Here is a 24,611-nt window from a genome sequence, read left to right as displayed (position 1 = left end):
TAAACAAAATAAAACCCGTTCCCTAGTTGTGGAAACAGGTTTTACCGCTATTCAAGTTCTGTTTGTTTCGTCTCTGTACCAAGAAATAAAACCGATAATACACCGATCACGATGGCACCACAGAAAATACCGAAAATATAGCCTATCTCATATCCAGCTGCTACAAGAGAGCCAACCAATAATGGTCCAAGAATACCTCCAATGCGTCCTACAGAAGCTGCCATACCTGATCCAGTGGCCCGAATAACAGTTGGGTATTGCTCTGGAGAATAGGCATATAAAGCTCCCCATGCACCTAGGTTAAAGAAAGAAAGGAACATACCAGAAACGATTAATAGCGCAGTTGTTTCTGCAGCCCCAAAAACAAAGGCACTAGCAGCTGTCCCAAGCAAGTAGGTAACTAATACAAACTTACGTCCAGCTTTTTCAATTAACCATGCCGCTGAGAAGTATCCCGGCAATTGTGCTAAAGTCATGATTAACACATATTCAAAGCTTTTAATAAGTGTAAATCCTTTCATCACCATTACACTTGGAAGCCATAAGAACATCCCGTAGTATGAAAATACAACCATAAACCAAACAATCCAAAGCATAAGCGTTCGCTTTGCATACTTCTTCGACCAAACTTCTTGCATATTTTGCATGATGGATCTGGATGCTGTTTTCTTCGCTGTATATTGAGGAGAATCTGGTAATTTGATACGCAAATAAATAGCATAAAATGCAGGTAAGGCTGTTATTAATAAAGCAATTCTCCAACCGTAATCAGGAATGATAAAGTAAGCAATGAGTGCAGACACAATCCAACCAGCAGCCCAGAAGCTTTCCAATAGTACAACCACGCGTCCTCTTTCTTTTGCTTCCACACTTTCAGATACGAGTGTAGAGGCAACTGGTAGCTCACCACCAAGTCCCATGCCAACAAAGAAACGAAAGATTAAAAATACAACTAGACCAGTAGCTAGCGCTGATAACCCACTTGCAATTGAAAACATTAATAGCGTTAGCATAAATATCTTTTTCCGTCCTACTTTATCTGCAAAAACTCCAAATACGAGAGCTCCTACTGCCATTCCAATTGAGTTAATACTTCCTATCCAACCCATTTCCCCTGGCGTCAGATTCCATTCAACCGCGAGTGCAGCTATAACGAAGGATAGTATACCTACATCCATGGCGTCGAACATCCAAGCAAGTCCTGCAATGCCTAGTAATTTATTTTTAGATATTGGTTTTTGAACATTTTTAGTTGTCATAGTTTACCCCTGTCTTTACACCTGTAATGTTTAATGTTTACATGATTAGTATACCCATAGAATAAGGAACTTACAATAGTAAAATTAATTACGCATGGAGCGCAATTACATCCAAACTTTGAATGGAACTCGTGGCCTACAGAACGTTGCTAACATAGACTGCCTCCCCCGTCTCCTTACAAAATTTGTGACATCCGGCAGAGGCTTTTTCCGCAGAGTTATTAACCCTGCAGAAAAAAATCTACTTGTTTTTTTCGCTTTATTACGGTAAAATGTCCATTATAGAAATACATATGTTTATTCAAGAAGAACAGAGAGGCGGATTACATCATGGCATGGCAAGGACTAATCGAACAATATAAAGAATTTTTACCTGTAACAGATAAAACACCTAAACTATCATTACACGAGGGAAATACGCCTCTTATTAAATTAGAAAACTTATCGAAAGAACTAGGAATCGAGCTTTATGGAAAAGTAGAAGGTGCAAATCCTACCGGTTCATTTAAGGATAGAGGGATGGTATTTGCTGTAGCAAAAGCTATAGAAGAAGGAAGCGAATGTGTTATTTGTGCATCTACTGGAAACACTTCTGCTGCCGCTGCTGCATACGCTGCTCGGGCAGGTATAAAATCGATTGTTGTCATTCCAAAAGGAAAAGTAGCACTTGGAAAGCTGGCACAAGCATGTATGTACGGTTCCAAGATTATTGAGATCGATGGCAACTTCGACGACGCGTTACAAATCGTTCGTAAAGTTAGTGAAACATCAGCTGTTGCGCTTGTTAACTCTGTAAATCCATATCGTTTGGAAGGACAAAAAACAGCTGCTTTTGAAATTGTAGATGCTCTCGGTTCTTCTCCTGATTATTTATGTATCCCAGTCGGAAACGCAGGAAACATCAGTGCCTATTGGAAAGGTTTCAAAGAGTATGACGAAGTAAAACAGTCTGGCTTACCAAAAATGTTTGGTTTTGAAGCAGAGGGCTCTGCTGCAATCGTACAAGGTACACCAATCGCCAATCCGGAAACAGTTGCTACTGCCATTCGTATTGGAAATCCAGCAAGCTGGACACTAGCTGAAGCTGCTCGTGATGAGTCTGGTGGGTTAATCGATGCTGTTACGGATGATGAAATTCTACAAGCTTATCAACTGATTGCTAGTCGCGAAGGTATATTTGTTGAGCCAGGTTCCGCCGCTTCCTTAGCAGGAGTTATTAAATCAGTGAAAAGCGGTAAAATCTCTGCAGGAAGCAAAGTTGTAACTGTTTTTACAGGAAACGGTTTGAAGGATCCAGATACTGCGATGGAAGTTTCGACAGTTGACTTAGTATCATTAAAAAATGACGAAGATGAAATTCGTGCGTATATTGAGGGTGTACTATGAGTAAAAGATGGTCGATTTCCATTCCTGCAAGTACAGCGAATTTAGGACCTGGTTTTGATTCGATTGGGATTGCGTTAGATAAATACTTGGAGTTAGAGGTTGAACTAGCTTCTGCGTGGAAGATTGATAACTTATCCGATAACTTACCGGACGTTCCCAACCCAAAAGATCATCTAATAATTCAAGCTGCTGAGAAAACAGCGGAATTATATGGTCAAAGCCTCCCCCCTTGCCATCTATCCGTGAGAAGTGAAATCCCTCTTGCTCGTGGGATGGGAAGCAGTGCATCTGCTATCGTTGCGGGGGTTGAACTTGCCAATCAAGTACTTGAACTTGAGCTAACTGCACAAGATAAGTTAAAAGTGGCAACCTTGATGGAAGGTCATCCGGATAACGCAGCCGCTTCTATATTTGGTGGCTTTACAATTTCATCGAGTGCAGATAATGGAGAAATCCATGTGTTTCATGCGTATCATATTGATGCTTCTTTTGTTTTATTTATTCCTAACTTTGAGCTAAAAACAGAAGCGGCTAGAAATGTCTTACCAGATAGTTACACACGTCAGGTTTCTGCACAAGCCAGTGCAACCGCTAGTTTACTTACTGCCGCTTTTCTCTCTCAATCATTTGAACAGGCTGGCGTATACATGGAGCAAGATTTGTTTCACGAACCGTATCGTCTTGATCTGATCCCCGAGAGTAGAGAGATTAAGGTAGCAGCCAAAAATGCAGGTGCATTTGGTACTTGTATTAGCGGCGCAGGTCCTACCCTTCTCTCACTTGTACAAAAAGGGTCGGAGCAGGAGTTCATTTCTAAGCTTGATGGGATTTTCCCTAACTTTCAGCTTGTACCAGTGGAGATGAACCGAAGCGGTATTGTTGTAAAAAATAAAAATGGCAGTGCAGTCTTCTCTAATTGAGAACTGCACTGCTTTTTTATACTTTTGCCTTTATGCCATTAATACTAAACTTAGTGCCATTACAAGCATTCCAGCTACTACGCCGTAAATAGAAGAATGTGTCTCATCGTACTTTTTAGCTGCCGGTAATAATTCATCTAAAGAAATGAACACCATAATACCTGCTACTGCGGCAAACACTACTCCAAAAACAACCCCGTTTAAAAATGGCATTAATACTAAATACGCAACAAATGCTCCAACCGGTTCAGCAAGTCCTGAAAGAAAAGATAATTTAAATGCTTTTTTTCTATTACCAGTTGCATAGTAAATAGGTACAGCTACTGCGATACCCTCCGGAATATTATGAATGGCAACTGCAATCGCGATTGCAATTCCTAAATTAGGATCTTGTAAAGCCGATGCAAATGTAGCAATACCTTCCGGGAAATTATGAATGCCTATTGCTAGTGCCGTAAAGACTCCCATTTTCATGAGCTTCGTATACTCTGCATTAGTAGGTCCATTGTCCATGTCCTCTACACTTTTTACTTCATGTGGATTCCCTATTTTCGGCAGTAAACGATCTACTATTGCAATAAAAATCATCCCTGCAAAAAAACCAAAAATTGTCATCCAATATCCGTTTGTTGTACCGAGTTCCGCTGTTAACGAATCCTTAGCTTTCACAAATATCTCCACTAATGAGACATAAATCATTACCCCTGCTGAAAAACCTAATGCCATAGATAAAAACTTCGTATTTGTACGTTTCGTTAACAATGATAGTAAACTACCTATCCCTGTTGCTAGACCTGCAAATAACGTAAGTAATAATGCAAAGACAACATTCCCGTCCACCTGTATCCACTTCTTTCTAAATATCGATTTTCATTTATTATACGCATTAAGTTTCCCTCACGCAATTCTTTTAGACTCATGAAAATTTTAATTTTGCTGAAGCAATATATTGCCCTATTTTCGCCCAATCCTCTTCTAAAATATCCCGATTGGAAGGACGATAAAATACAGCTGCGGGATGGTATGTTGGAATGATTAAATACTTTTCCTCTGACCATTTGAATTTATTTTCTTCTAGCGATGCTAAATGCTGTACCTCATGTTCGATCAACTGCCCATGTAGAGCAGATACCTTTGCATCTTTGCCAAGTAACCGTTGCAGTCCTACATTTCCTAACGTAACTATGACGACTGGCGCTATATGGGTTAGTTCATAATCGAGGACAGGTGCATGGGCAATTATTTCTTGTTGAGTAGGTGGACGATTGTATTTCCTCTTCGTTATTTCACCATTTCTTGCTTTCTTATCTTTCCAAATATATGGACGACTTCTCACCGCACTTGTCATATAGACGTTATCTCTTGTTAAACCGATACTTGTAAGAGATTTCACTAATTCATCTCCTGCTCTACCTACGAATGGCATCCCTTGGACCGCTTCATTCTCTCCTGGTGCTTCTCCTATTAGCAGGATAGTAGGATTTTTAGGTCCTTTCCCTCTGACAAAGCCTTCTACTGGGAATCCTTCTATTCTTTCCTTGCCAAGTGTGACTAGTTCATCCGGTAGTTCAAACATACTTCTTACACTCCTTTTGAAAAAATCCTTTCCAAGAGGAGGAAAGGATTCTAGGGTCTATTCTTTTTAAAAATGTTACTTCGAAATTCGTACCATAATACAACGAGGATAAACCATGTATACCCTGCCATCCATCCTGCAAACACATCGGTAGCATAATGGCGACTTTCTGCAACCCTCGATAATCCAATTAGAACGGTAAGTATAAGTGCACCAATCCATATTGACACGCGAACTTTTTTATTCGTTTGATGTTCGGCTAAGAAATAGGCAATCGTAAATATATACAATAATCCAACCATCGCATGCCCAGACGGAAAACTAAAGCTTTCTAGCTGATTCGGAATATCTGGTCGCTCTCTTTCCACCCACTTTTTCATAAGCTGGTTGAGCACGTTCCCTACACCTACAGAAAACAATCCAAATAACATACCACGATAATTTTTCGAGCGTATCCATAAGTAGGCGAATAAGATCAACATCATGATAACAATAAATTTCTGTTCTCCTATATAATGAAATAACGTGATGAATTGATTGCCATAAATAAGTTCGCTCATTTTACGATCCAGTTGCACCATTTCTTCTGATGTAAAAGTTATATATAATGCGGCAAATCCAAGTAGTGTTACAAGTCCAAGTGGATAAAACCATTTTTTCATTGTATCCCACTCCTCTCAAAATTATTCATGATAAAAGTATAGACTACATAATTACAATACACAATTGCATGGATATTATTCGGCATGGGTTCGCTATATAGGAAACTGCGTGGTGGTGAGTGGAAGAAAGTGACCACTTGGATTCAGTACGACGGCGCTTCGCTTTCCACGGGCGAGCGCCGAGTCACTTCGTCGCGAGTGACTACAGGAGTCTCGCGCCGACGTAGTATATCCCTTCAATTAAGTTGTTACAGAATAAGTATCTCCAGAAAATGGATAAGGGCAACCAAAAAGCAGTGAAAGCAACCAGTCCTAGCCTGAGAGTAACCAAATGACTGTTGAGAGCAACTAGAGACAGTCTGAAAGCAACCAAATTTCCCCTGAGAGCAACCAATTATTCATAAAACAAGTTTACTTGGAGTGAGACGCCGATAATAATGGCGCATTATTGGGGATTGCTTTACAAAAAGCATCGACTTTGTCGCGTTCAGCCGGTATTTTATCGTGTTCAAGGGCTAGTTTATCGCAGACAAAGTGGATATTGTCGCACTTCACCATTTATTAGATTTAACCAGTTGAGAAACTGTTTAATAGTTGGTTTTAGCAAGCCGATAATGAATAAACAAGTAGTTATTATTGATTTTCACTTCAGGCGTCGACTCCTGTGGAGGCCAACAGGATGTTGGTTTCGAAGGCATTGCCACACGAGGTGGCGACCTTAGCCTTCGTTCCTCTGGTGGGCTAATGAGACATCCCAACGACGCCCAAAGCGGAGGGGATGGCTCATCGCTCACCCCACGGAAAGCGCCCGACTGGAGTGAAAATCACGGCGGACACCTAATAAAGCTTTACCGCGCAGTTTCCCTAGCAAACGATATTGTATTAGTCTTATAATATGAGAAGCCACAAAAAAATCCACGAGGTTTAATTCCTCATGGATTATTATAATCACAGTATTATTTAATTAATTATTCTACAATGGTATAGTTTCCCGGGTCCATGAAAATAACGTATTCTGGTTTAGGTGATTTACCGTCATGCTCTTTAATTTTCCGCTTTATGACCGGCTTATATGTTCCCAATTCTTTTCATATAAAGAATTAAGAGCTACCCTATTAGCAAACGCTTAGGGTAGCTCCACTGACTTTATAGGATGAATTATTTTAATTCATCTAAGATTTCTTGTAATTTATCTGCTTCAGTTGTGATACCGTTGCTTGAGAAGTACCAGTTCGTACCATCTAAGTATACGATTTTACCTTCTTTGTAAGCACGAGTTTGTTTAATAATATCATTTTCGATATCAGCTTTAATTGTTTCTACGTCTGAAACAGTACGGTCAACGATTAATAGTACTTCTGGATCTACAGCAAGTATTGACTCATAAGAGAAATCGGAACCATGTGAAGAAGCTTTAATATCAGTAGTTGCTGGTACAAATCCGAAGTCATTGTATACATATGCGAAACGAGAATCTTCACCATTATCGAAACCAGATACTTTTTTGTCATTATACATAGCTACTAATGCATTTTCATAGCCAGCTGCTTTTTCTTTTACAGCATCTACTTTTTCTTGTAATCCAGCTTTTAACTCTTCTGCTTTGTCAGCTTTATCAAAGATTTCAGCTGCTAGGTCAACTGTTTCATAAACTGCATCAATATAGTTCGAGTTATCCGAACCAATAAATACTACGTTTGGTGTAATTTCTTTTAATTCTTCATAGAATGGAGCTTGACGACCTGAGATGAAAATAATGTCAGGGTTAGCAGCTGCTACTGCTTCAAAGTTAATGTCTTTTAATGTACCAACGTCAGCTATCTCATCGCTTGGTGCATATTTTTCTTTTAAGTGTGCTGGAATGTTCCCTTTACCACCACCAGCTGCTACACCAACGATACCTTCAACTCCTAATGCATCAAGTGTATCTAAGAAACCATAGTCTAAACTAATGATGCGCTCTGGCTCTTCCTCTAAAGTAATATCTTCAAATGTAATGGAAGCTCCCTCTTCAGTTTCACGATTAGCACTTAACGAAGATACTGTCATAGGGAATGCTGACTCTTCCGCTACCTCTTCTTTTTCTGTTTCAGTTGCTTGGTTTGTATCATCTGTTTTTGGTGTTTCTGCTTCCTCTGATCCACATGCAGCTAACATTAATACTAACGCTGATGCAGCGGTTAAAAACTTCCAATTCTTCATTCTAAATTTCTCCTCCTAGTATCTCTTCTTCAATTGATAGTGATAATCATTATCATTTAACTAGATTTCATTCTAAATTAGTCTATTACAATTGTCAATCACTTTTAAGATTAAAAAAATTAAAATCAATTATGTGAATTAAAATATACACAAATTCGACAACCATCCTGTACTTGAACAGGAATGTCCATATCATACACTTCACGTAAAGCCTTCGAATTAATAATCTCATGTGTTGGCCCATCTTTTACTAGACGTCCATCCTTCAACGCAACGATACGATCTGAATAAACAGAGGCAAAGTTAATATCATGCAATACGATAACAACCGTTTTACCTAACTCATCTACTAATTTACGCAAGATTTTCATGATCTGTACAGAATGCTTCATATCTAGATTATTTAAAGGTTCATCTAGTAAAATATATTCTGTATCCTGTGCAATAACCATAGAAATAAAGGCACGCTGCTTTTGACCACCAGAAAGCTCATCTAAAAACTTATCTTGCATTTCAGTTAAGTTCATATACTCTAATGCCTGGTCCACAAATTTTTGATCTTCTTCGTTTAAACGACCTTTTGAATACGGATAACGTCCAAAAGATACAAGCTCTCTAACTGTTAAACGAATATTTAAATGATTTGTTTGCTTTAAAATTGCAACGCGTTTAGCAAATGAATCTGATTTCATTTTTTTCACGTCGGATTGATCTAACAATACCTCACCAGTATCTGCATCTAACAAACGACTTACCATAGATAATAGCGTTGATTTTCCCGCTCCATTCGGTCCAATAAAGGACGTAATGGCTTTTGCTTGAATTTTCAATGTAACATCTTCGACAACCGTTTTTTTCCCAAAGCTTTTAGAAAGCCCTTTTATCTCAATCATCCTGCTTTCCTACTTTCCTTTAGTAATAAGTAAATAAAGTAAAGACCACCGATAAAGTTGATAATTACACTAATTGTTGTAGTTAAATGAAATACATGAAGCACTAAAAATTGTCCGCCGACTAATGCAATAATACTTATTAAACTTGCACCTACTATTAAAACCCAATGTTTATATGTAGCAAAATACTGATACGCTAAGTTAGAAACAATTAATCCTAAAAACGTAATGGGTCCTACTAATGCTGTAGATACTGCAATTAAAATGGAAGACAAAATTAATATACGTAAAACCATTTTGTCATAGTTAATACCTAAGTTAATGGCATTATCACGCCCTAAAGACATAACATCTAACTTATGTAATATCCGTGTACCATAAACAAACGCTAAGATTACAATACCTGCTGATATAAATAGCAACTCTGTTTTTACGTTCATAAAGCTAGCAAACAAACGAGCTTGTAAGCTTTCATACTCTACTGGATCAATAATTACTTGCATAAAGGTAACCAAGCTTCCAAGTAGTGTACCGATAATCATACCTGCTAATAAAAGCAAGAAGATAGGATACTTATCAGCACGGAATAAGAAGCGATATAAGATTAAAGCAAACAGAACCATTGCAATAATAGATACACTAAAATTTAAATAACGACTTACAACAAAGATGGACGATGATCCAAGTGCAAAGTAAATAATCGTTTGAACAATCTCATACATGGAGTCAATCCCCATAACCGATGGCGTTAACAATCGATTGTGGGTTACGGTTTGGAATGCTACTGTTGCATAGGCGATTGCAGTACCTGTAATGACCATTGCAAATAATCGTTCTAAACGTTTCGGGAACGCATAACTAAAACCACCTTGTATATTGTAAAAAGCAAATAACAACATACATATGATAGCAATAACTGCTAGTATTATTAGCTTCGTACTATTTTTTCGCATATGCTTTCCCCCTAAATAACATAATTAAGAAGATCGCACTACCGATTACTGCTACAGTTGTATTTACTGGAATTTCAAATGGATGTACGATTAATCGGCTAATAATATCGCAGATTAATAAGAAAGCTGCGCCAAGAAAGATGGTATGTGGAATTGTTTTACGTAAATTATCCCCTAAATAAAGGGAAACAAGGTTAGGTACTATTAACCCTAAGAACGGAATAATACCAACAGTTAAAATCACAGTAGTGGAAATAACTGCAACAATAATTAATCCAATATTCATTACCGCTCGATAGCTTAAACCGACATTTTTAGCAAAATCCTCACCCATACCTGCCACGGTAAATTTATTGGCATAAATATAAGCAAGAATAATCGCCGGTACAGCTACATAAAGAAGTTCATAACGCCCAGATACAACTAACGTGAAACTCCCTTGGAAAAATGTATCCACGTTTTGTAGAATATTACCTTCATACGCTAAGAAAGTAGATATTGCTCCAATAATATTTCCGTACATAATCCCGATAAGTGGAACAAACACTGCATCTTTAAACTTAATTCGTTCAAGCAATTGCATAAAAATGAATGTACCAATTAAAGCAAAAGCAAAACTGAAAAGAATCTGTCCAATATAGGACATACTTGTAAAGAACATCATTGATATGATAATTCCTAATTTTGCTGCATCTAATGTACCAGCCGTTGTTGGCGATACAAATTTGTTTCTACTTAAACTTTGCATAATTAAACCTGCAATACCCATCCCTGCGCCAGCTAATATAATAGCTAATAATCTTGGTAAACGACTAATTAAGAAAATTTGTGTTTCTAACGATTCCCAATTAAGCAAATCACTTGGCTTTATATTAATCGCACCAATAAATAGCGAAATAAACGATAGGATGATTACTGCAATAATCAACATCCACAGTCTCATTTTTAACCCCATATTTCTTTGATTCTCAGTGAAAATTATGGCCAACACTGAGTATTCAATTTATTTTACATAGAAGAACGGCAATTGCTTCTTCCAACAAAGAGAGATAAGAAGAAAGTTCTACTAATTAGTTTTATTTATGTCTCTCTACTACGTACTATTTAGGAGTTTACGATAGTGAAAATCATTATCATTTACTCACCAACTTCATTATAGCAGTTTGCTAATACAAGTCAACCTATAAATGACAATGATTTTCATTTAAGGATATATTATATATAATGTTTATTCTTCTATTACAATTTTACTATAACTATAGGTAAGAGAGTAAATAAAAAGACTGCTCCCGATTGTCGTTTAATTACAACAACCAGAGCAGTCTCTTAACCTATTTCTATTTATAGTTCTACAGCTTGATCGATTACTTCTTGTGGAATAACGATTTCTTCTACTTCATTGAAACCAGAGAAAGTAGATTTTACATCTTGTACAATGTTCATTTTTTCACCGTCTATATCCATATCCATATCAAACACAACATCTAATTTATTCGTTTGGAACGTTTCTTTATCAATGTGAATCAAATAGTTTACTGAGTGAATATCGAAATCCATTTGAATCTCTTCTCCCATACCCATTGATTGCATTACTTCATCAACTTGCGTTTTTACTAATTCTGTGAATTTCTCCCCTGAAGCTTCAAGCGTTAATATATAGTTATCATTATCTTGTTCGAACGTAAAGTCATCTAAATATCCTTCAATCTGCTTCAACTGGTCAGACGCATTCGCTTGTTCTGAAGCATTCATAATTCCCACCATCATTTCTTGTGGGAGCTTCATCCATTGTCCGGCACCGGTAGACTCATCGTATACATAGAACTCATCCGCAGTCATGTAACTTTCGGATTTAGATGTTTGATCAGTCATGCCTTCCACTAGCCCACTTACAGTAGAAGTCCCTTTTTGATGCATCTGCATTGGTTCGACTATATATTCCATATCCATTTTCGAACTAATTTCCAATTCATTTTCTTCATTCGGTATATTCATTTTTTGATTTAGATCCATAACTGCTCGTACACTCTTCAGTTCTTCTGATGCAGCAATAGATTTATCATATACTTCTTGAAGTGTTAACTCACTCTTTTTTGTTACCTCTGTCTTTTCTGCTGGTTTAGCAGTCTCGTTACATGCAGCTAAACCTAATGATAATGTGGCTACCGCTATTAGCGTTGTCCATTTCTTCATATTAGTTATCATCCCTTCATGCTTTGATAATTATTATACGAGTAAAGTTTCGGAAAGGTTTCATTTATTTTCATGATTATTCATTTACCAATACTCTCATTAAACCCGACTAGATAAAAAAATGCGAAAGAGATGCAATCTGCCGCATCCCTTTCGCATTTATAATTTATTTTACTCCACGCATGTACTTTTGGATTAAAGGTGTCATTAAATACAATAACAATCCAATGACAAGTGCAATGACACCAATTACACCGAAGTATAATACTTCATTTTCTGGTGAATATAGTTTAACCACTTGTGCGTTGATCGCTTGTGCGGATGCGTTCGTCATAAACCATAAACTCATTGTTTGAGCCGCAAACGCTCCTGGTGCAAGCTTCGTTGTTGCAGATAAACCAACTGGAGATAGAAGTAGCTCACCAAGTACAACTAAGAAGAAGCTAAGTACAAGCCAAAATGGATTAACAAGTGTCTCTGTTCCATTCATATACGCTGGAATGATCATCACAATGAAAGACATCCCTGCAAAGAATAATCCGAATGCAAACTTTTTAGGTGTAGATGGTTGTCTATCACCAAGTTTTAGCCACATCCAAGCAAAAACAGGTGCAAGCACAATGATAAATAACGGATTTAACGATTGGAACCATGCAGGTGAAATCTCAAAAGATCCTATCATCAGATTAACACGCTCATCTGCATACTGCGCCAATATATTCGATCCTTGTTCTTGTATTGCCCAAAACATCATTGCCGCTAAAAACAACGGGATATAAGCAAGCAATCTTGACTTCTCATCATCCGTTGTTCGATCACTTCTATACATAACGATGAAATACAAAGTAGGAATAACAATACCTAAAATAGATACCGTCATTGTAAATACATCGATTGTCATAATCCCTTGTTGCACTAAGATATATCCAAGAACTAATACGATTACAATGACAATACCAATTCTACTAAATACCTTTTTGCGTTCTTCCTTAGACATTGGATTTGGCACATACGAACCAGCTAATCCAAGATTATTTTTCTTCGTTAGTAAGAAGACGATTAATCCCAATGCCATTCCAACAGCTGCTAGTCCAAAACCTAAATGGAAATTATACTCAAGACCAATAGTACCAACGATTAAAGGTGCAAGGAATCCACCCATGTTAATACCCATATAGAAAATACTGAACCCAGAGTCACGACGAGCGTCTTTCTCTGAATATAAATCACCAACAATTGTGGAGATATTAGACTTCAATAGCCCTGTTCCTATGATAATCAGTGCCATCGAAATAAATAGTGGCGTAATTCCACCTGGAAACGACAATACGATGTGCCCGAGCATTATTAAAACTCCACCATAGAATACAGTTCTTGTCGTACCAAATAGGCGGTCGGCTATCCAACCTCCAATAATTCCTGACATATAAACAAGAGAACCATATACTGCCATTATAGAGTTAGCAGTGGTTCGGTCTAGTCCCAATCCTCCCTGTGTTACTTCGTAGTACATATAATAGATTAGAATTGCGCGCATACCGTAGTATGAAAAACGCTCCCAAAACTCTGTGAAAAATAAGGACAATAACCCTTTCGGATGTCCAAAGAAGCCTTTTTGTGGGACTGACTTAACTATTTCTTCTTTTGAAAACATACTTTACCCTCTTTTCTAAACTGAGACATCCATTATACCGCCCTCCCTTTTCTCTGTCAAAAATTATCCAATTATTTCGTTTTATGAAATTGTTCGCTATAATAGTCTTTATGTATAGAAGGAAGAGGGAGATTTGGTGCTAAAGAAATTTTTTTCATTTTATAAACCACATAAACGGTTATTCGTCATTGATTTTAGTAGTGCAGTATTTGTAGCCATCTTAGAACTAGTATTTCCTATGGCTGTGTCATGGTTTATTGATGTATTATTACCAACTGGCGATTGGAATATGATTGTAAAAGTTAGTATTTTACTGTTGCTCGTTTATATATTGAGCACTTTCCTAAACTATGTTGTGAGTTATTTAGGACATAAGCTCGGTATTAATATCGAAACTGATATGCGCCAGCAATTGTTCAATCATGTGCAACGGCAGTCCTTCCGTTTTTTTGATAATACTAAAACGGGACATGTTATGAGCCGTATTACCAATGACTTATTTGATATCGGTGAACTGGCCCATCACGGACCTGAGGATTTATTCATTGCTATTATGACCCTTATCGGTGCTTTTATAATCATGTTCAATCTCAATCCAGAGCTTGCCGTTATAGCAATTGTAATGGTTCCTTTCTTAGCTATTGTCGCAACTTACGGAAATATTATGATGAACAAGGCTTGGAAAAACATGTACGGTAAAATCGCTGATGTAAATGCACGTGTTGAAGATAGTGTATCCGGTGTACGAGTGGTCCAATCATTTACGAATGAAAATTTTGAAATAGCTCGTTTTAAACAAGACAATGGACAATTCCGTCTAGCAAAACTCAAAGCCTATAAAGTAATGGCAGGCACACATTCGAGTATTTATATGATGACTCGCCTTGTAACGTTAGTAGTACTTGTGGTGGGAGCTTGGTTTACTTATAAAGAATTACTTAAACCAGGAGAACTTGTTGGTTTTATCCTTTATGTCAATGTGTTGATCAAACCCGTTGATAAAATCACTGCCCTGCTTGAGCTATATCCAAAAGGGATGGCTGGATTTAAACGCTTTTTAGATCTTATGGAACAAGAACCGGAGATTAAAGATCGACCAAATGCTCTAAGTGTCTCTCATTTAAATGGAGATATTGAATTTGAGAATGTTAGCTTCCGATACGATGAGCATAAATCTGTATTAGAGGATATCAATTTATCGATCAAATCAGGGGAAACGGTGGCATTTGTTGGTCCGTCTGGAGCCGGAAAAACAACTATATGTTCACTTATTCCACGTTTTTATGAGGTGAATGAAGGGACCATTTCAATTGATGGACTAAATATTCAAGACGTCACAATGAAATCATTACGTTCTCAAATCGGAATTGTACAACAAGATGTCTTCTTATTTACCGGCACACTTGAAGAAAATATTGCGTACGGAAAAAAAGATGCTACTACCGAAGAAATTCGAGAGGCAGCAAAAAAAGCCCATTTAGAAGATTTTATCGCCGGTCTTCCACATGGGTATGACACGCAAATTGGAGAAAGAGGACTTAAATTATCAGGCGGTCAAAAACAACGTCTTGCCATTGCTCGTATGTTTTTAAAGAATCCTCCAATTTTAATATTGGACGAGGCCACCTCTGCCCTTGATACGGAAACAGAGAAAATAATTCAAAAATCATTAATGGAGCTTGCAGAAAATCGCACTACACTTATTATTGCGCATCGACTTGCGACTATTCGGGATGCTGACCGCGTATTAGTTGTAACCGAAGATGGTATCGCAGAAGATGGATCGTATAATGAATTAGTTGCGCAAGATGGTATTTTTGCTAGGTTGCATAATATCCAGTTCCAAGAAGTATAAAAAGAAGCTTATCGCACAGGCGATAAGCTTCTTTTGTTATTCTTGTACGAAGACAAATTGTTGTAAACGATCATAGTCTGATTTCTTTAATTCAACTTTCACTAGTGTACCTTCTTCTTCGTAAGTAGTTGACTCTACAGAAGCATGTTCATTTAAATACGAGACAAGGTCACCTCTGTCAAAAGGGATTAACATGTTGCACACAATATAGTCAGAAAAAATATGCTTCTTAATCATTCCTAGCAGTTCGTCTAGACCTGCTCCTTCTTTAGCAGAAATCCAAATATTCTCTCCAGATACATACGGGTATTTCATATCCGCTAAATCCGATTTATTGTATACATAAATGGTTGGAACATCCTCTACGCCAACAGCGAGTAATGTTTCGTTAGTAACATCCATCATATAACGATGCTCAGCATTCGAAACGTCAACTACATGTAGTAATAAGCTTGCATCTCTTGCCTCTTCTAAAGTAGAACGGAATGCTTTGACTAAATGGTGAGGTAGTTTGCTAACAAATCCAACCGTGTCGGTTAATAAAAACTCTTTTTGGTCTGGTAACTTAATCTGACGAACAGAAGTTTCAAGTGTAGCAAATAGCATGTCCTTTTCAAATACCTGCTTGGAATCTGTCTGCCCAACTTTATGAAGTAATTGATTCATAATAGTGGACTTACCTGCATTTGTGTATCCTACTAATGATACGACTGGAATTGCATTTTTCTTACGCTGTTTTCTTTGCGTCTCTCGCTGGTATTTAACTTGCTCTAGCTCGCGTTTTAGTTTGGCAATTTGGTCTTCAATCTTACGTCTATCTAGCTCTAGCTTTGTTTCCCCTGCACCACGGTTTTTAAAACCACCACCAGTACCTCCACCTTGTCTGCTTAGAGATGCGCGGAGTCCAACTAGTCGTGGAAGCATATACTGAAGCTGCGCTAATTCTACTTGCATTTGTGCTTCATTCGATTTTGCTCGTCTGGCAAAAATGTCTAAAATAAGCATCGTTCGATCGATTACTTTACATTCTAAGTCACTCTCTAGATTTCGAATTTGTGAAGGGCTTAGTTCATCATTAAAAATAACAAGATTGGCACCGGCTTCTTCATAAAAGTTTTTAATCTCTTCCACTTTACCAGTTCCAACATAATGCGAATTCGTCACACGCTCTAGATTTTGCGTAACCTCTCCCACTACTTCAACATTTAGCGCTTCTGCTAAATTGTGCAATTCTTCTAATCCATATTCAAAATGCTCATCATGCTGCAAATTAACCGCAACAATGATCGCCTTTTCTAAAAAATCCTCCAAAAATAATTCCTCCTCCTAATGGAAGTGATACGTTGCCTGTTCATACAGTATTGTTTCTTTATCTTTTAATCCTTCTATATGAACCACTTTTAGTCTTTCTTTCTTTCCGTTTTCTAACTTTTTGAAGACTAGCTTTGTATTGTTTAGTAAAAGTATATGTTCATCTTCTTCTACTAAATCGAAATATCTTTTCCATTTATTCATTATTTCCCTCGGTTCACATACATGAAACTCACATGCTGAGATCCTTAATTGTAAATTACTTTCGTTAATTGTGCCATCTTCTCGAAGTGATTGATAGCGCTCCTCATCACTTTCCTCCCATTCGATGAAAAATGGTGTAGGAAGGGCATCACTTATTTCTTCTTTAACAAACAGCATCTTCCACCTACGTATTAGACCGCTGGTTGTTTTTCTTTCAGCATGTAATACTCCTGAGGTTTCTATACCTTTCGCTTCCAGTTGCTTATGTAATTCGTCAATGGATGTCGTACGAATACAAATCGTTCCAAACCCAGGGGCTGATTTCAAATCATGTAACAATAGATTGATTAATGGATGATTGGCATTTTCAGCAACTTCTTTATGTTCAATTGCTAACCACTCTATATAGCTCGTTTTGGTATATAAGAGTGCATTATATGTCCCCCAATATGTATGCTGTCCTCCAATAACTGCATGAGCTCCCGTCTCACTCCAATCTATGGTCACCTGATTTGGCGTCTTTGTTACGTGATGAACGATATGGTCTAAATACATTTTACCAGCCCTTCCCTCTATCTATTATAAAAGAACAAAAGAGATGACTAAGAAATATGTCATCTCTTTTTGTCGATTTCCCGGGAAATATCTTATACGAAGGCTTTTTCTTTCGACATTTCCCGAAGGAGAAACTTTTGAATTTTACCGGATGCTGTCATTGGATATGCATCGATAAATTCAATATATTTCGGAATTTTATGATGTGATATTTTCCCTTTGCAAAAATCCTTTAGTTGCTCAGCATCTAAGTTTTCCCCTGCTTTTAATATAATCCATGCCATAAGCTCCTCTCCGTATTTCGGGTCAGGAACTCCTACTACTTGGACATCTTGAATGGATGGGTGCTGATACAAAAATTCCTCTACTTCTTTTGGATATATATTTTCCCCGCCACGGATGACCATGTCTTTAATACGACCAGTTATATCGATATACCCTTCCTCATCCATAACCGCGATATCCCCGGTATGAAGCCACCCTTCTGCATCAATCGCAGATTTTGTCGCTTCTTCATTTTTATAATAGCCTTTCATCACTAAGTAACCTCTCGTACATAACTCACCTGGAACTCCTGCAGGTGTATCTTCTCCTGTTACCGGATCGATAATTTTCACTTCTACTCCAGGATGTGCTTTTCCAACAGTGGAAACTCGCTTTTCAATCGCATCATCTGTTTTTGTTTGTGTAATGACAGGAGAAGATTCTGTTTGTCCGTATGCAATAGTAATTTCCGACAATCCCATATCTTCTATTACTTTTTTCATCACTTCGATTGGACAAATGGATCCCGCCATAATTCCAGTACGCAATGATTTCAGATTGAACTGAGCAAAATCTGGGTGATTTAGCTCCGCTATAAACATAGTAGGTACACCATGTAAGGCAGTGCATTTTTCGTCCTGCACCATTTGCAATACTTTTTCTGGGTTAAACTGTTCAATAATAACCATTGTCGTTCCATGAGTTACAGATGCAATGGTTCCCATGACACATCCGAAGCAATGAAAAAACGGAACGGGGATGCATAGTCGGTCATTTTCTGTAAGATGAATATAATCACCAACAAGCTGTCCGTTATTCACCACATTCTTATGCGTTAGCATAACTCCTTTTGGAAACCCGGTTGTACCAGATGTGTATTGCATATTAATAACATCCTCATTATGAAGGGAATTCGATAGTTGCTCAAGTGTTTCATCAGAGACCTTTTCTGCGTGAGCCAGCAACTCAGTCCATGTATAAATGCCTGGATAGTCATTTTCACTCATTACAATGACACGTTTCAAATGTGGTAATTTCTCAGATTGTATCTTACCCTTTTCTGAGTTCTCGATGTCTGGGCAAACAGCTCGAATAATGTCTAGATAAGACGTTCCTTTATAAGATTCACATAAAATAAGTGTCGTTGCATCGGACTGCTGCAGTAAATACTCCAACTCACTTTCCTGATAATTCGTATTTACTGTTACAAGAACAGCACCCATTTTTCCTGTTGCAAACTGACTTAGTAACCATTCTCTTTTGTTGTCAGACCAAATCGCAACATGTTCCCCTTTTTGAATACCCGTACCAATGAACGCTTTTGCAAGCTCGTCCGTTTCTTCGTCAAATTCTTTATATGTTTTTCGAATCCCGTGCTCGGGATATACGTATGCTTCTGTTTCTGGAAACTTTCTAGCTGCTTCTTTTACAATCTGCCCTATTGTTTTTTCGTTTAACAAACAAATCTCCCCTTTTTGAATGTTATTTCTATTCCTATCATTCTATCACAAAATTCTGACGAAATAGACTATTTATTAACTAATTGACTTAATAATAAAACGTGATAAAATCCTAATTACTTCGCCACTTCAAAGCGTTGAAGTGCGAAAGTGTTTGAATCGATTTTCATGGAGGAGGATTTACAATGTTTCGAATTCGTTCGACAATTACGCCTTCTTTTATAGAGGCTGTTCTCATTACGTTTATGATTATTGCATTAATGGCAGTTTGTATTGTTCAATTTGATGCAGTTCCACATATGCCTATTTTGTTGGCTATTTTACTACTGATCACATATGGGCTATTTAAAAGAGTGCCTTATAAAAAGCTAGAAGAAGGACTTGTAGAAGGCTCAAAAGCAGGGCTCGGTGCAATTTTCATCTTTTTCTTTATAGGTATATTAATAAGTAGCTGGATGATGGGTGGGACTATCCCCACACTTATCTATTTAGGCTTTCAATTTATCACCCCACATTTCTTCTTTTCGATTGTATTTTTAATTACTTGTATTGTTGGGTTATCTATTGGGAGTTCCTTAACTACAGTTGCAACAGTGGGAGTTGCATTTATCGGAATGGCGAGCGCAATGGATATTTCATTAGCCATTACTGCGGGTGCGATTGTGTCAGGTGCTTTTTTTGGAGATAAAATGTCTCCATTGTCTGATACGACGAATCTTGCGTCTGCCATTGTTCAAGTCGATTTGTTTGAACATATTCGCAATATGGGATGGACGACCATTCCAGCATTTTTCATTTCACTCATTGGATACGGTATTTTATCACCCAATAAAGAATTCCGAGACCTAGATCAGATTAATGTTTTTCAGGAAGGTCTCCTTCAAACAGGCATGATTCACTGGTATACGCTACTTCCGATTGTTTTACTCTTTATACTTTCTATTAAAAAAGTACCTGCAATCATCGCCTTAGCATTAACTTCTATTGCAGCTATTTGTATTTCCTACTTCTTTCAATATACGCCTTTCGAGGAAGTACTGAATATATTATTTAATGGCTATACATCTAGTATAGGAATCGAAGCAGTCGACTCGTTGCTTACTCGCGGGGGTATAAATAGCATGATGTTCACGATAGGACTTGTCATACTTGCCCTAAGTATGGGGGGACTATTATTTACACTAGGTATTGTGCAAAGCTTGCTATCGAAGGTAGAAAGTTTATTGAAAAGCGTAGGGTCTGTTATTACGGCAGCTGCTTTTACTGGAATTGGTGTGAATACATTAATAGGAGAGCAATATTTATCAATATTACTAACGGGAGAATCCTTCCAAGCACAGTTTAAAAAAGTAGGACTTGCCAATAAAAACTTGGCACGTGTCATGGAAGACGCTGGTACCGTCGTGAATCCACTCGTCCCTTGGAGTGTATGCGGCATATTCATCACGAATGTGTTAGCAGTCTCCACAATTGATTACTTGCCATTCGCATTTTTCTGCTTGTTGAGCCCAATTCTTACGATATTGTTTGGATGGACCGGGAAGACGCTTACTTATGTTAAGTAATTTCCATTTTATTTCCTATTACAACTAAATGCTCGATTTTTACAACTAAAGCTTTCATTTTTCCAACTAAACTGGCTGAAATTCCAACTAAAGTTCTCCATTTTCCAACTAACCTAAAATATCACCGATATGTTACACTATTTCCAAGTATATTACGGAAAAAGAAGGCGATTTTAATGGAATTTCAAGAAATGAAAGCATATCTAATAGATCAAATCACAAACAAACAGCTAATCGCTGCAACCATAAGCCAGCCACGGGCGAAGTCAAATGAAATAAAGCGTGTAAAGCTAAAACCAATCGAAATAAAAAATACCTATCACATACAACTGGAATACCAATATGAACGTATTTTAAAGCATGAAAATGTGCAGTTAGACGAATTCGCAAATACACTGGATGAGCTGTTAGAACAGTTCCGCCAAATTCATGCGGACATCGTAACAGAGAAAGTACAAGTCCAGCTTTCTAAGAAAAACAAAGTAATGTGGAAATCGGAGAAAACAGCGACTACAAAAACAGTGAACCTTTCTCATAATCGGAAAAAGAATTATTTGTTAGATGAACACACTCCCTATCCTTTCCTTATTCGTTTAGGCGTGCAAACCGAAGAAGGAAAAGTGAAAAAGCAAAAGTATGATAAGTTTAAGCAAATCAATCGTTTCATAGAATTTATCGACGATACGCTTGCCCATTTACCAAAGGATAAACCCGTGCGTATACTAGATTTCGGATCTGGGAAATCGTATCTGACATTTGCCCTTTATCATTATTTAAAGATCGAAAAAGGCCTCGATATTCGTGTAACGGGTCTTGACTTGAAAAAAGAAGTAATTGAGGAATGTGCAAAAATTGCAGATGATTTAGGCTATGAGCAGCTGGAGTTTTTAGTAGGAGATATAAATGATTACAACGATGAAACAGCTGTAGATATGGTTGTCACGTTACATGCTTGCGACGTTGCAACAGATATGGCGCTTTCCCGTGCAGTTAAATGGGGAGCGAGCGTAATTTTAAGTGTCCCTTGCTGCCAGCATGAGTTAAATAGACAGCTAGACGCACCCGGGCTAGATATTATGCTAAAGCATGGACTTATAAAAGAACGGTTTGCCGCACTTGCAACGGATTCGATTCGAGCGGAAATTCTTAATATGGTCGGTTATGAGGCTCAATTAGTCGAGTTTATCGATATGGAAAACACACCGAAAAACATCTTGATACGGGCTTATAAAAATGGAAAAAAAGCAAATGCTGAACAAATGGAAAGCTATAAGCAGTTTAAGCAAATGCTAAATGCAGAGCCGTTTTTGGAGAATGAATTGAAAGAAATGATGCCTTATTCCCTAGATAGGAGTAGACAATGAAAGAACCAACGCTAAAAAAAGTAGCATATGGTGTGGCAATGGCCATCGCTATCATCCTTGTCCATTTTATCGATGCACGTGTATATAATATGCAACCGATTCTGGCCTTAATCTTAGCTATACTCATCACCTTTGTTGGGATAACATTCATCAACAAATCGGAGAAAATGGATAGAAAAATTTCGAGGATGAATTACAACTTACTAAACGCAGCAGTTGTACTAGTTCTATTCTTCGCTTATTTCACCATTTCACAATAAAAGGTCGTCTCCATAACGGAGACGACCTTTCTTTATAACTCTTGTCTTAATGCTTGAATGACATCAATCTTTGTTGCTTTTCGTGCTGGTCTCCATCCAGAGATCATCGCCACACTGATGCTAATCACAGATGCAATGACCACAAGCTGCCATGGGATTAGCGAGAATGTCATCGATAAATCTTGGAACTCGTCCTCCCCTAATGCTGCTCCTACTACCATCGGCAATATCCAGTTTGCTAGGAAACTCACTGCATATGAAATAATGACTGCGAGCACAGTCCCGATAATCCCGATCCATGCACTTTCCATTAAAAATAGACGCTGAATTAGTTTAGGACTAGCTCCTATTGCTTTCATCACTCCGATTTCACGAGTTCTTTCAGTTACTGCCATTGTCATCGTGTTAAAAATACCAATCGACGCGATTAATACTGCGATTGTCCCAACAAAGATAAGTCCTATTTTAAATGCCATGAAAAAGACATCTAACTGCTCCAATTGTTCTGAAACGGAATACACACTATAGCCCATTTCTTTTAGCTCTTCTGTTACCGATTTAACATGCTCTAGGCTAGAAGTGTAGATTTTCGTGCTAGAGTAGAATAAGTCCGGATTCTCGTTCCCCGTATTCGCCTCGTACACTTCTTGAAACTTGTCTTTCCACGATTCATCTACTAACATATTAGTGTCGACAAACCAGTCCCTTGCCGGTTTCTCTGTTACCCCTACAATCGTAAAGTCCCACTTTTCAGGGAATGCTTCATCCATTTCGTAAGATTGCATAGACATGGAAATAGTTTTTCCGATGAGAGTTTCTTTATAGCCCCCTATTGGCTCAGCATCCTCTTCTGTACTTTGTTCCATTTCTTTACGTTCCGCATCTGTTAATAAGTTTTCTGCAAACTGGTACCCTACAACAATTTCATTTTCCTTTGTTGGCATACGCCCTTCGGATAATTGAAGGTTTGATTTTTCTTCTTCTGCAAAATTAGTTAGTAGCATATTCCCTTCAAGCGAACGCTCGCCTAATTGAGAAACTGCCATTATGTCCATACTAGTTCTATGCACAATGGCATTTACATGCTCAACTGCGCTAATTTGAGAAATGTCGAGTGCTTCTCCATTATTGGTATACACTTCTACCTCGGTAATAGCTTGATCTTCTAATATTTCCTTACGCATCGTATCCTGTATGCCAAATCCGATGGAAGCAAGGACGATCAAAAATGCGCATCCCATCGTGGCGGCTAGTACGGTCATAAATACACGTAGTTTATTCTTCTTAATATGTTGGCTTACAAAGTCAACTTGATCTTTAAATAACATTGTTTGCATCTCCTTTCACTATTACCCCATCACGCATTCTGAATTTACGATGGGCAATGTTTGCGACTTCCTCGTCATGCGTAATAATAACGAACGTTACGCCCATTGTTTGATTGAGATCTTGTATTAACAACAAAATATCTTGTTCGGTTTCTGAATCTAAGCTACCCGTTGGCTCATCTGCAAACAAAATCGGAGGATTAGTGATCAATGCTCGTGCAATGCTAACGCGCTGCTGTTGACCTCCTGATAATTCATTTGGATAATGATCTGCTACTTCCTCTAGTCCTACTTTTTTCAATAATAGTTGCACGCTCGTTTTTCTTTTTTTAGGCGCTATTCCCTTTAGTTTCAATGGTAGCTCTATATTTTCAAAGGCAGTTAACCCAGGCATGAGTTGAAAGTTTTGAAAGATAAACCCAAAGTTATTTAAACGGAATTTTGCTCTTTCTGTTTCATTCAAATGGACGGTTTCTTGACCATTCACGATAATAGATCCTTGTTCTGGACTCATAAAGCCTGCTATTGTATGTAGTAGAGTGGATTTTCCAGATCCGCTTTTTCCTACAATCGCAACTATTTCCCCTTTTTCCACTTCAAAGGATAGTTCCTTTAAGACAGGTACCTTTTTTTCTTTTCCTTTTTTCCCTATTAGAAATGTATGGTTAACGTTTTGTATTTGAATCATTTGTTTTCTCCTTCCTTATGCTGCTTTCGTTTATTGTACAGATTGTTTCTTAACATTTT

At 37.7% G+C, this 24,611-nt stretch carries 21 protein-coding genes; 6 read left to right on the top strand and 15 right to left on the bottom strand.

Annotation, left to right across the window (positions count from 1 at the left end; translation table 11 throughout):
* Positions 1-47 precede the first annotated feature (47 nt).
* A complete protein-coding gene (locus tag ACIP9W_RS12475; protein WP_400789805.1) occupies positions 48-1,259 on the bottom strand; it encodes an MFS transporter in 1,212 nt (403 codons plus the stop codon).
* A 330-nt stretch (positions 1,260-1,589) separates the two neighbouring features.
* Here ACIP9W_RS12475 and thrC point away from each other — a divergent pair, with 330 nt between their 5' ends.
* Together thrC and thrB are read left to right on the top strand one after the other, a co-directional pair.
* Positions 1,590-2,645: a threonine synthase gene (thrC, locus tag ACIP9W_RS12470; RefSeq protein WP_400789802.1), complete on the top strand. Its 1,056-nt coding sequence runs from the start codon at positions 1,590-1,592 to the stop codon at positions 2,643-2,645.
* Positions 2,642-3,565 carry a homoserine kinase gene (thrB, locus tag ACIP9W_RS12465; RefSeq protein WP_400789799.1) on the top strand — a complete coding sequence of 308 codons (924 nt, stop codon included), beginning with the start codon at positions 2,642-2,644 and terminating at the stop codon, positions 3,563-3,565. The genes thrC and thrB overlap by 4 nt, the downstream gene beginning before the upstream one ends.
* A gap of 30 nt (positions 3,566-3,595) precedes the next feature.
* Here thrB and zupT read toward each other — a convergent pair whose 3' ends face one another.
* The 9 genes from zupT to ACIP9W_RS12420 form a co-directional block, all read right to left on the bottom strand.
* Positions 3,596-4,405 (bottom strand): zinc transporter ZupT, encoded by an 810-nt coding sequence (zupT, locus tag ACIP9W_RS12460; protein ID WP_400789796.1) that lies wholly within the window; start codon positions 4,403-4,405, stop codon positions 3,596-3,598.
* A 76-nt stretch (positions 4,406-4,481) separates the two neighbouring features.
* Positions 4,482-5,141, bottom strand: coding sequence for a uracil-DNA glycosylase (locus ACIP9W_RS12455; protein ID WP_400789793.1), 660 nt, complete (start codon positions 5,139-5,141; stop codon positions 4,482-4,484).
* A gap of 50 nt (positions 5,142-5,191) precedes the next feature.
* Positions 5,192-5,803, bottom strand: coding sequence for a phosphatase PAP2 family protein (locus tag ACIP9W_RS12450; protein WP_400789790.1), 612 nt, complete (start codon positions 5,801-5,803; stop codon positions 5,192-5,194).
* 1,158 nt (positions 5,804-6,961) lie between these two features.
* Positions 6,962-8,005 carry a siderophore ABC transporter substrate-binding protein gene (locus ACIP9W_RS12445; protein WP_400789788.1) on the bottom strand — a complete coding sequence of 348 codons (1,044 nt, stop codon included), beginning with the start codon at positions 8,003-8,005 and terminating at the stop codon, positions 6,962-6,964.
* Between the two features lie 125 nt (positions 8,006-8,130).
* The gene (locus ACIP9W_RS12440; protein WP_400789785.1) at positions 8,131-8,898 is read right to left on the bottom strand and encodes an iron ABC transporter ATP-binding protein; all 768 of its coding nucleotides are present in this window, start codon (positions 8,896-8,898) and stop codon (positions 8,131-8,133) included.
* Positions 8,895-9,851, bottom strand: a complete 957-nt coding sequence (locus tag ACIP9W_RS12435; RefSeq protein ID WP_400789782.1) for an iron chelate uptake ABC transporter family permease subunit — start codon at positions 9,849-9,851, stop codon at positions 8,895-8,897. Before ACIP9W_RS12435 ends, ACIP9W_RS12440 begins: the two co-directional genes overlap by 4 nt.
* A complete protein-coding gene (locus ACIP9W_RS12430) occupies positions 9,838-10,794 on the bottom strand; it encodes an ABC transporter permease (protein ID WP_400789780.1) in 957 nt (318 codons plus the stop codon). The genes ACIP9W_RS12435 and ACIP9W_RS12430 overlap by 14 nt, the downstream gene beginning before the upstream one ends.
* 398 nt (positions 10,795-11,192) lie before the next feature.
* Positions 11,193-12,044, bottom strand: coding sequence for a DUF6612 family protein (locus ACIP9W_RS12425; RefSeq protein WP_400789778.1), 852 nt, complete (start codon positions 12,042-12,044; stop codon positions 11,193-11,195).
* 166 nt (positions 12,045-12,210) lie between these two features.
* Complete coding sequence (locus ACIP9W_RS12420) at positions 12,211-13,698, bottom strand: peptide MFS transporter (protein WP_400789776.1); 1,488 nt, start codon at positions 13,696-13,698, stop codon at positions 12,211-12,213.
* Positions 13,699-13,834: 136 nt separating this feature from the next.
* Between ACIP9W_RS12420 and ACIP9W_RS12415 the strand changes: the two genes are divergently transcribed.
* Positions 13,835-15,553, top strand: coding sequence for an ABC transporter ATP-binding protein (locus ACIP9W_RS12415; protein WP_400789773.1), 1,719 nt, complete (start codon positions 13,835-13,837; stop codon positions 15,551-15,553).
* Between the two features lie 36 nt (positions 15,554-15,589).
* Here the strand turns inward: ACIP9W_RS12415 and hflX are convergent, their stop codons facing one another.
* The 3 genes from hflX to ACIP9W_RS12400 all read right to left on the bottom strand — a co-directional run bounded on the left by hflX (position 15,590) and on the right by ACIP9W_RS12400 (position 19,347).
* Positions 15,590-16,864 carry a GTPase HflX gene (gene hflX, locus ACIP9W_RS12410; RefSeq protein ID WP_400789770.1) on the bottom strand — a complete coding sequence of 425 codons (1,275 nt, stop codon included), beginning with the start codon at positions 16,862-16,864 and terminating at the stop codon, positions 15,590-15,592.
* A 15-nt stretch (positions 16,865-16,879) separates the two neighbouring features.
* On the bottom strand, positions 16,880-17,623 hold the full coding sequence (locus ACIP9W_RS12405; protein WP_400789767.1) for a VOC family protein: 744 nt from the start codon (positions 17,621-17,623) through the stop codon (positions 16,880-16,882).
* A gap of 92 nt (positions 17,624-17,715) precedes the next feature.
* Positions 17,716-19,347, bottom strand: coding sequence for an AMP-binding protein (locus ACIP9W_RS12400; RefSeq protein ID WP_400789765.1), 1,632 nt, complete (start codon positions 19,345-19,347; stop codon positions 17,716-17,718).
* 185 nt (positions 19,348-19,532) lie between these two features.
* On the opposite strand from ACIP9W_RS12400, the gene nhaC reads away from it, so the two are divergent.
* The 3 genes from nhaC (at position 19,533) to ACIP9W_RS12385 (ending at position 22,536) form a co-directional block, all read left to right on the top strand.
* Entirely contained in the window at positions 19,533-20,912 is a 1,380-nt protein-coding gene (gene nhaC, locus ACIP9W_RS12395; RefSeq protein WP_400789762.1) for a Na+/H+ antiporter NhaC, read from the top strand.
* A 176-nt stretch (positions 20,913-21,088) separates the two neighbouring features.
* Positions 21,089-22,276, top strand: a complete 1,188-nt coding sequence (locus ACIP9W_RS12390) for a class I SAM-dependent methyltransferase (RefSeq protein ID WP_400789759.1) — start codon at positions 21,089-21,091, stop codon at positions 22,274-22,276.
* Positions 22,273-22,536, top strand: a complete 264-nt coding sequence (locus ACIP9W_RS12385) for a hypothetical protein (protein WP_400789756.1) — start codon at positions 22,273-22,275, stop codon at positions 22,534-22,536. The genes ACIP9W_RS12390 and ACIP9W_RS12385 overlap by 4 nt, the downstream gene beginning before the upstream one ends.
* Positions 22,537-22,568: 32 nt before the next feature.
* Here ACIP9W_RS12385 and ACIP9W_RS12380 read toward each other — a convergent pair whose 3' ends face one another.
* Positions 22,569-23,864 (bottom strand): ABC transporter permease, encoded by a 1,296-nt coding sequence (locus tag ACIP9W_RS12380; protein ID WP_400789754.1) that lies wholly within the window; start codon positions 23,862-23,864, stop codon positions 22,569-22,571.
* Positions 23,854-24,552, bottom strand: coding sequence for an ABC transporter ATP-binding protein (locus tag ACIP9W_RS12375; protein ID WP_400789751.1), 699 nt, complete (start codon positions 24,550-24,552; stop codon positions 23,854-23,856). Before ACIP9W_RS12375 ends, ACIP9W_RS12380 begins: the two co-directional genes overlap by 11 nt.
* Positions 24,553-24,611 lie beyond the last annotated feature (59 nt).

It is taken from the genome of Psychrobacillus sp. NPDC093180 (assembly GCF_044754065.1).
In the GTDB taxonomy this organism is placed as follows: domain Bacteria; phylum Bacillota; class Bacilli; order Bacillales_A; family Planococcaceae; genus Psychrobacillus.
The sequence above is the reverse complement of the archived record's forward strand: the minus strand, read 5'-3'. Positions and strand labels throughout refer to the sequence as shown.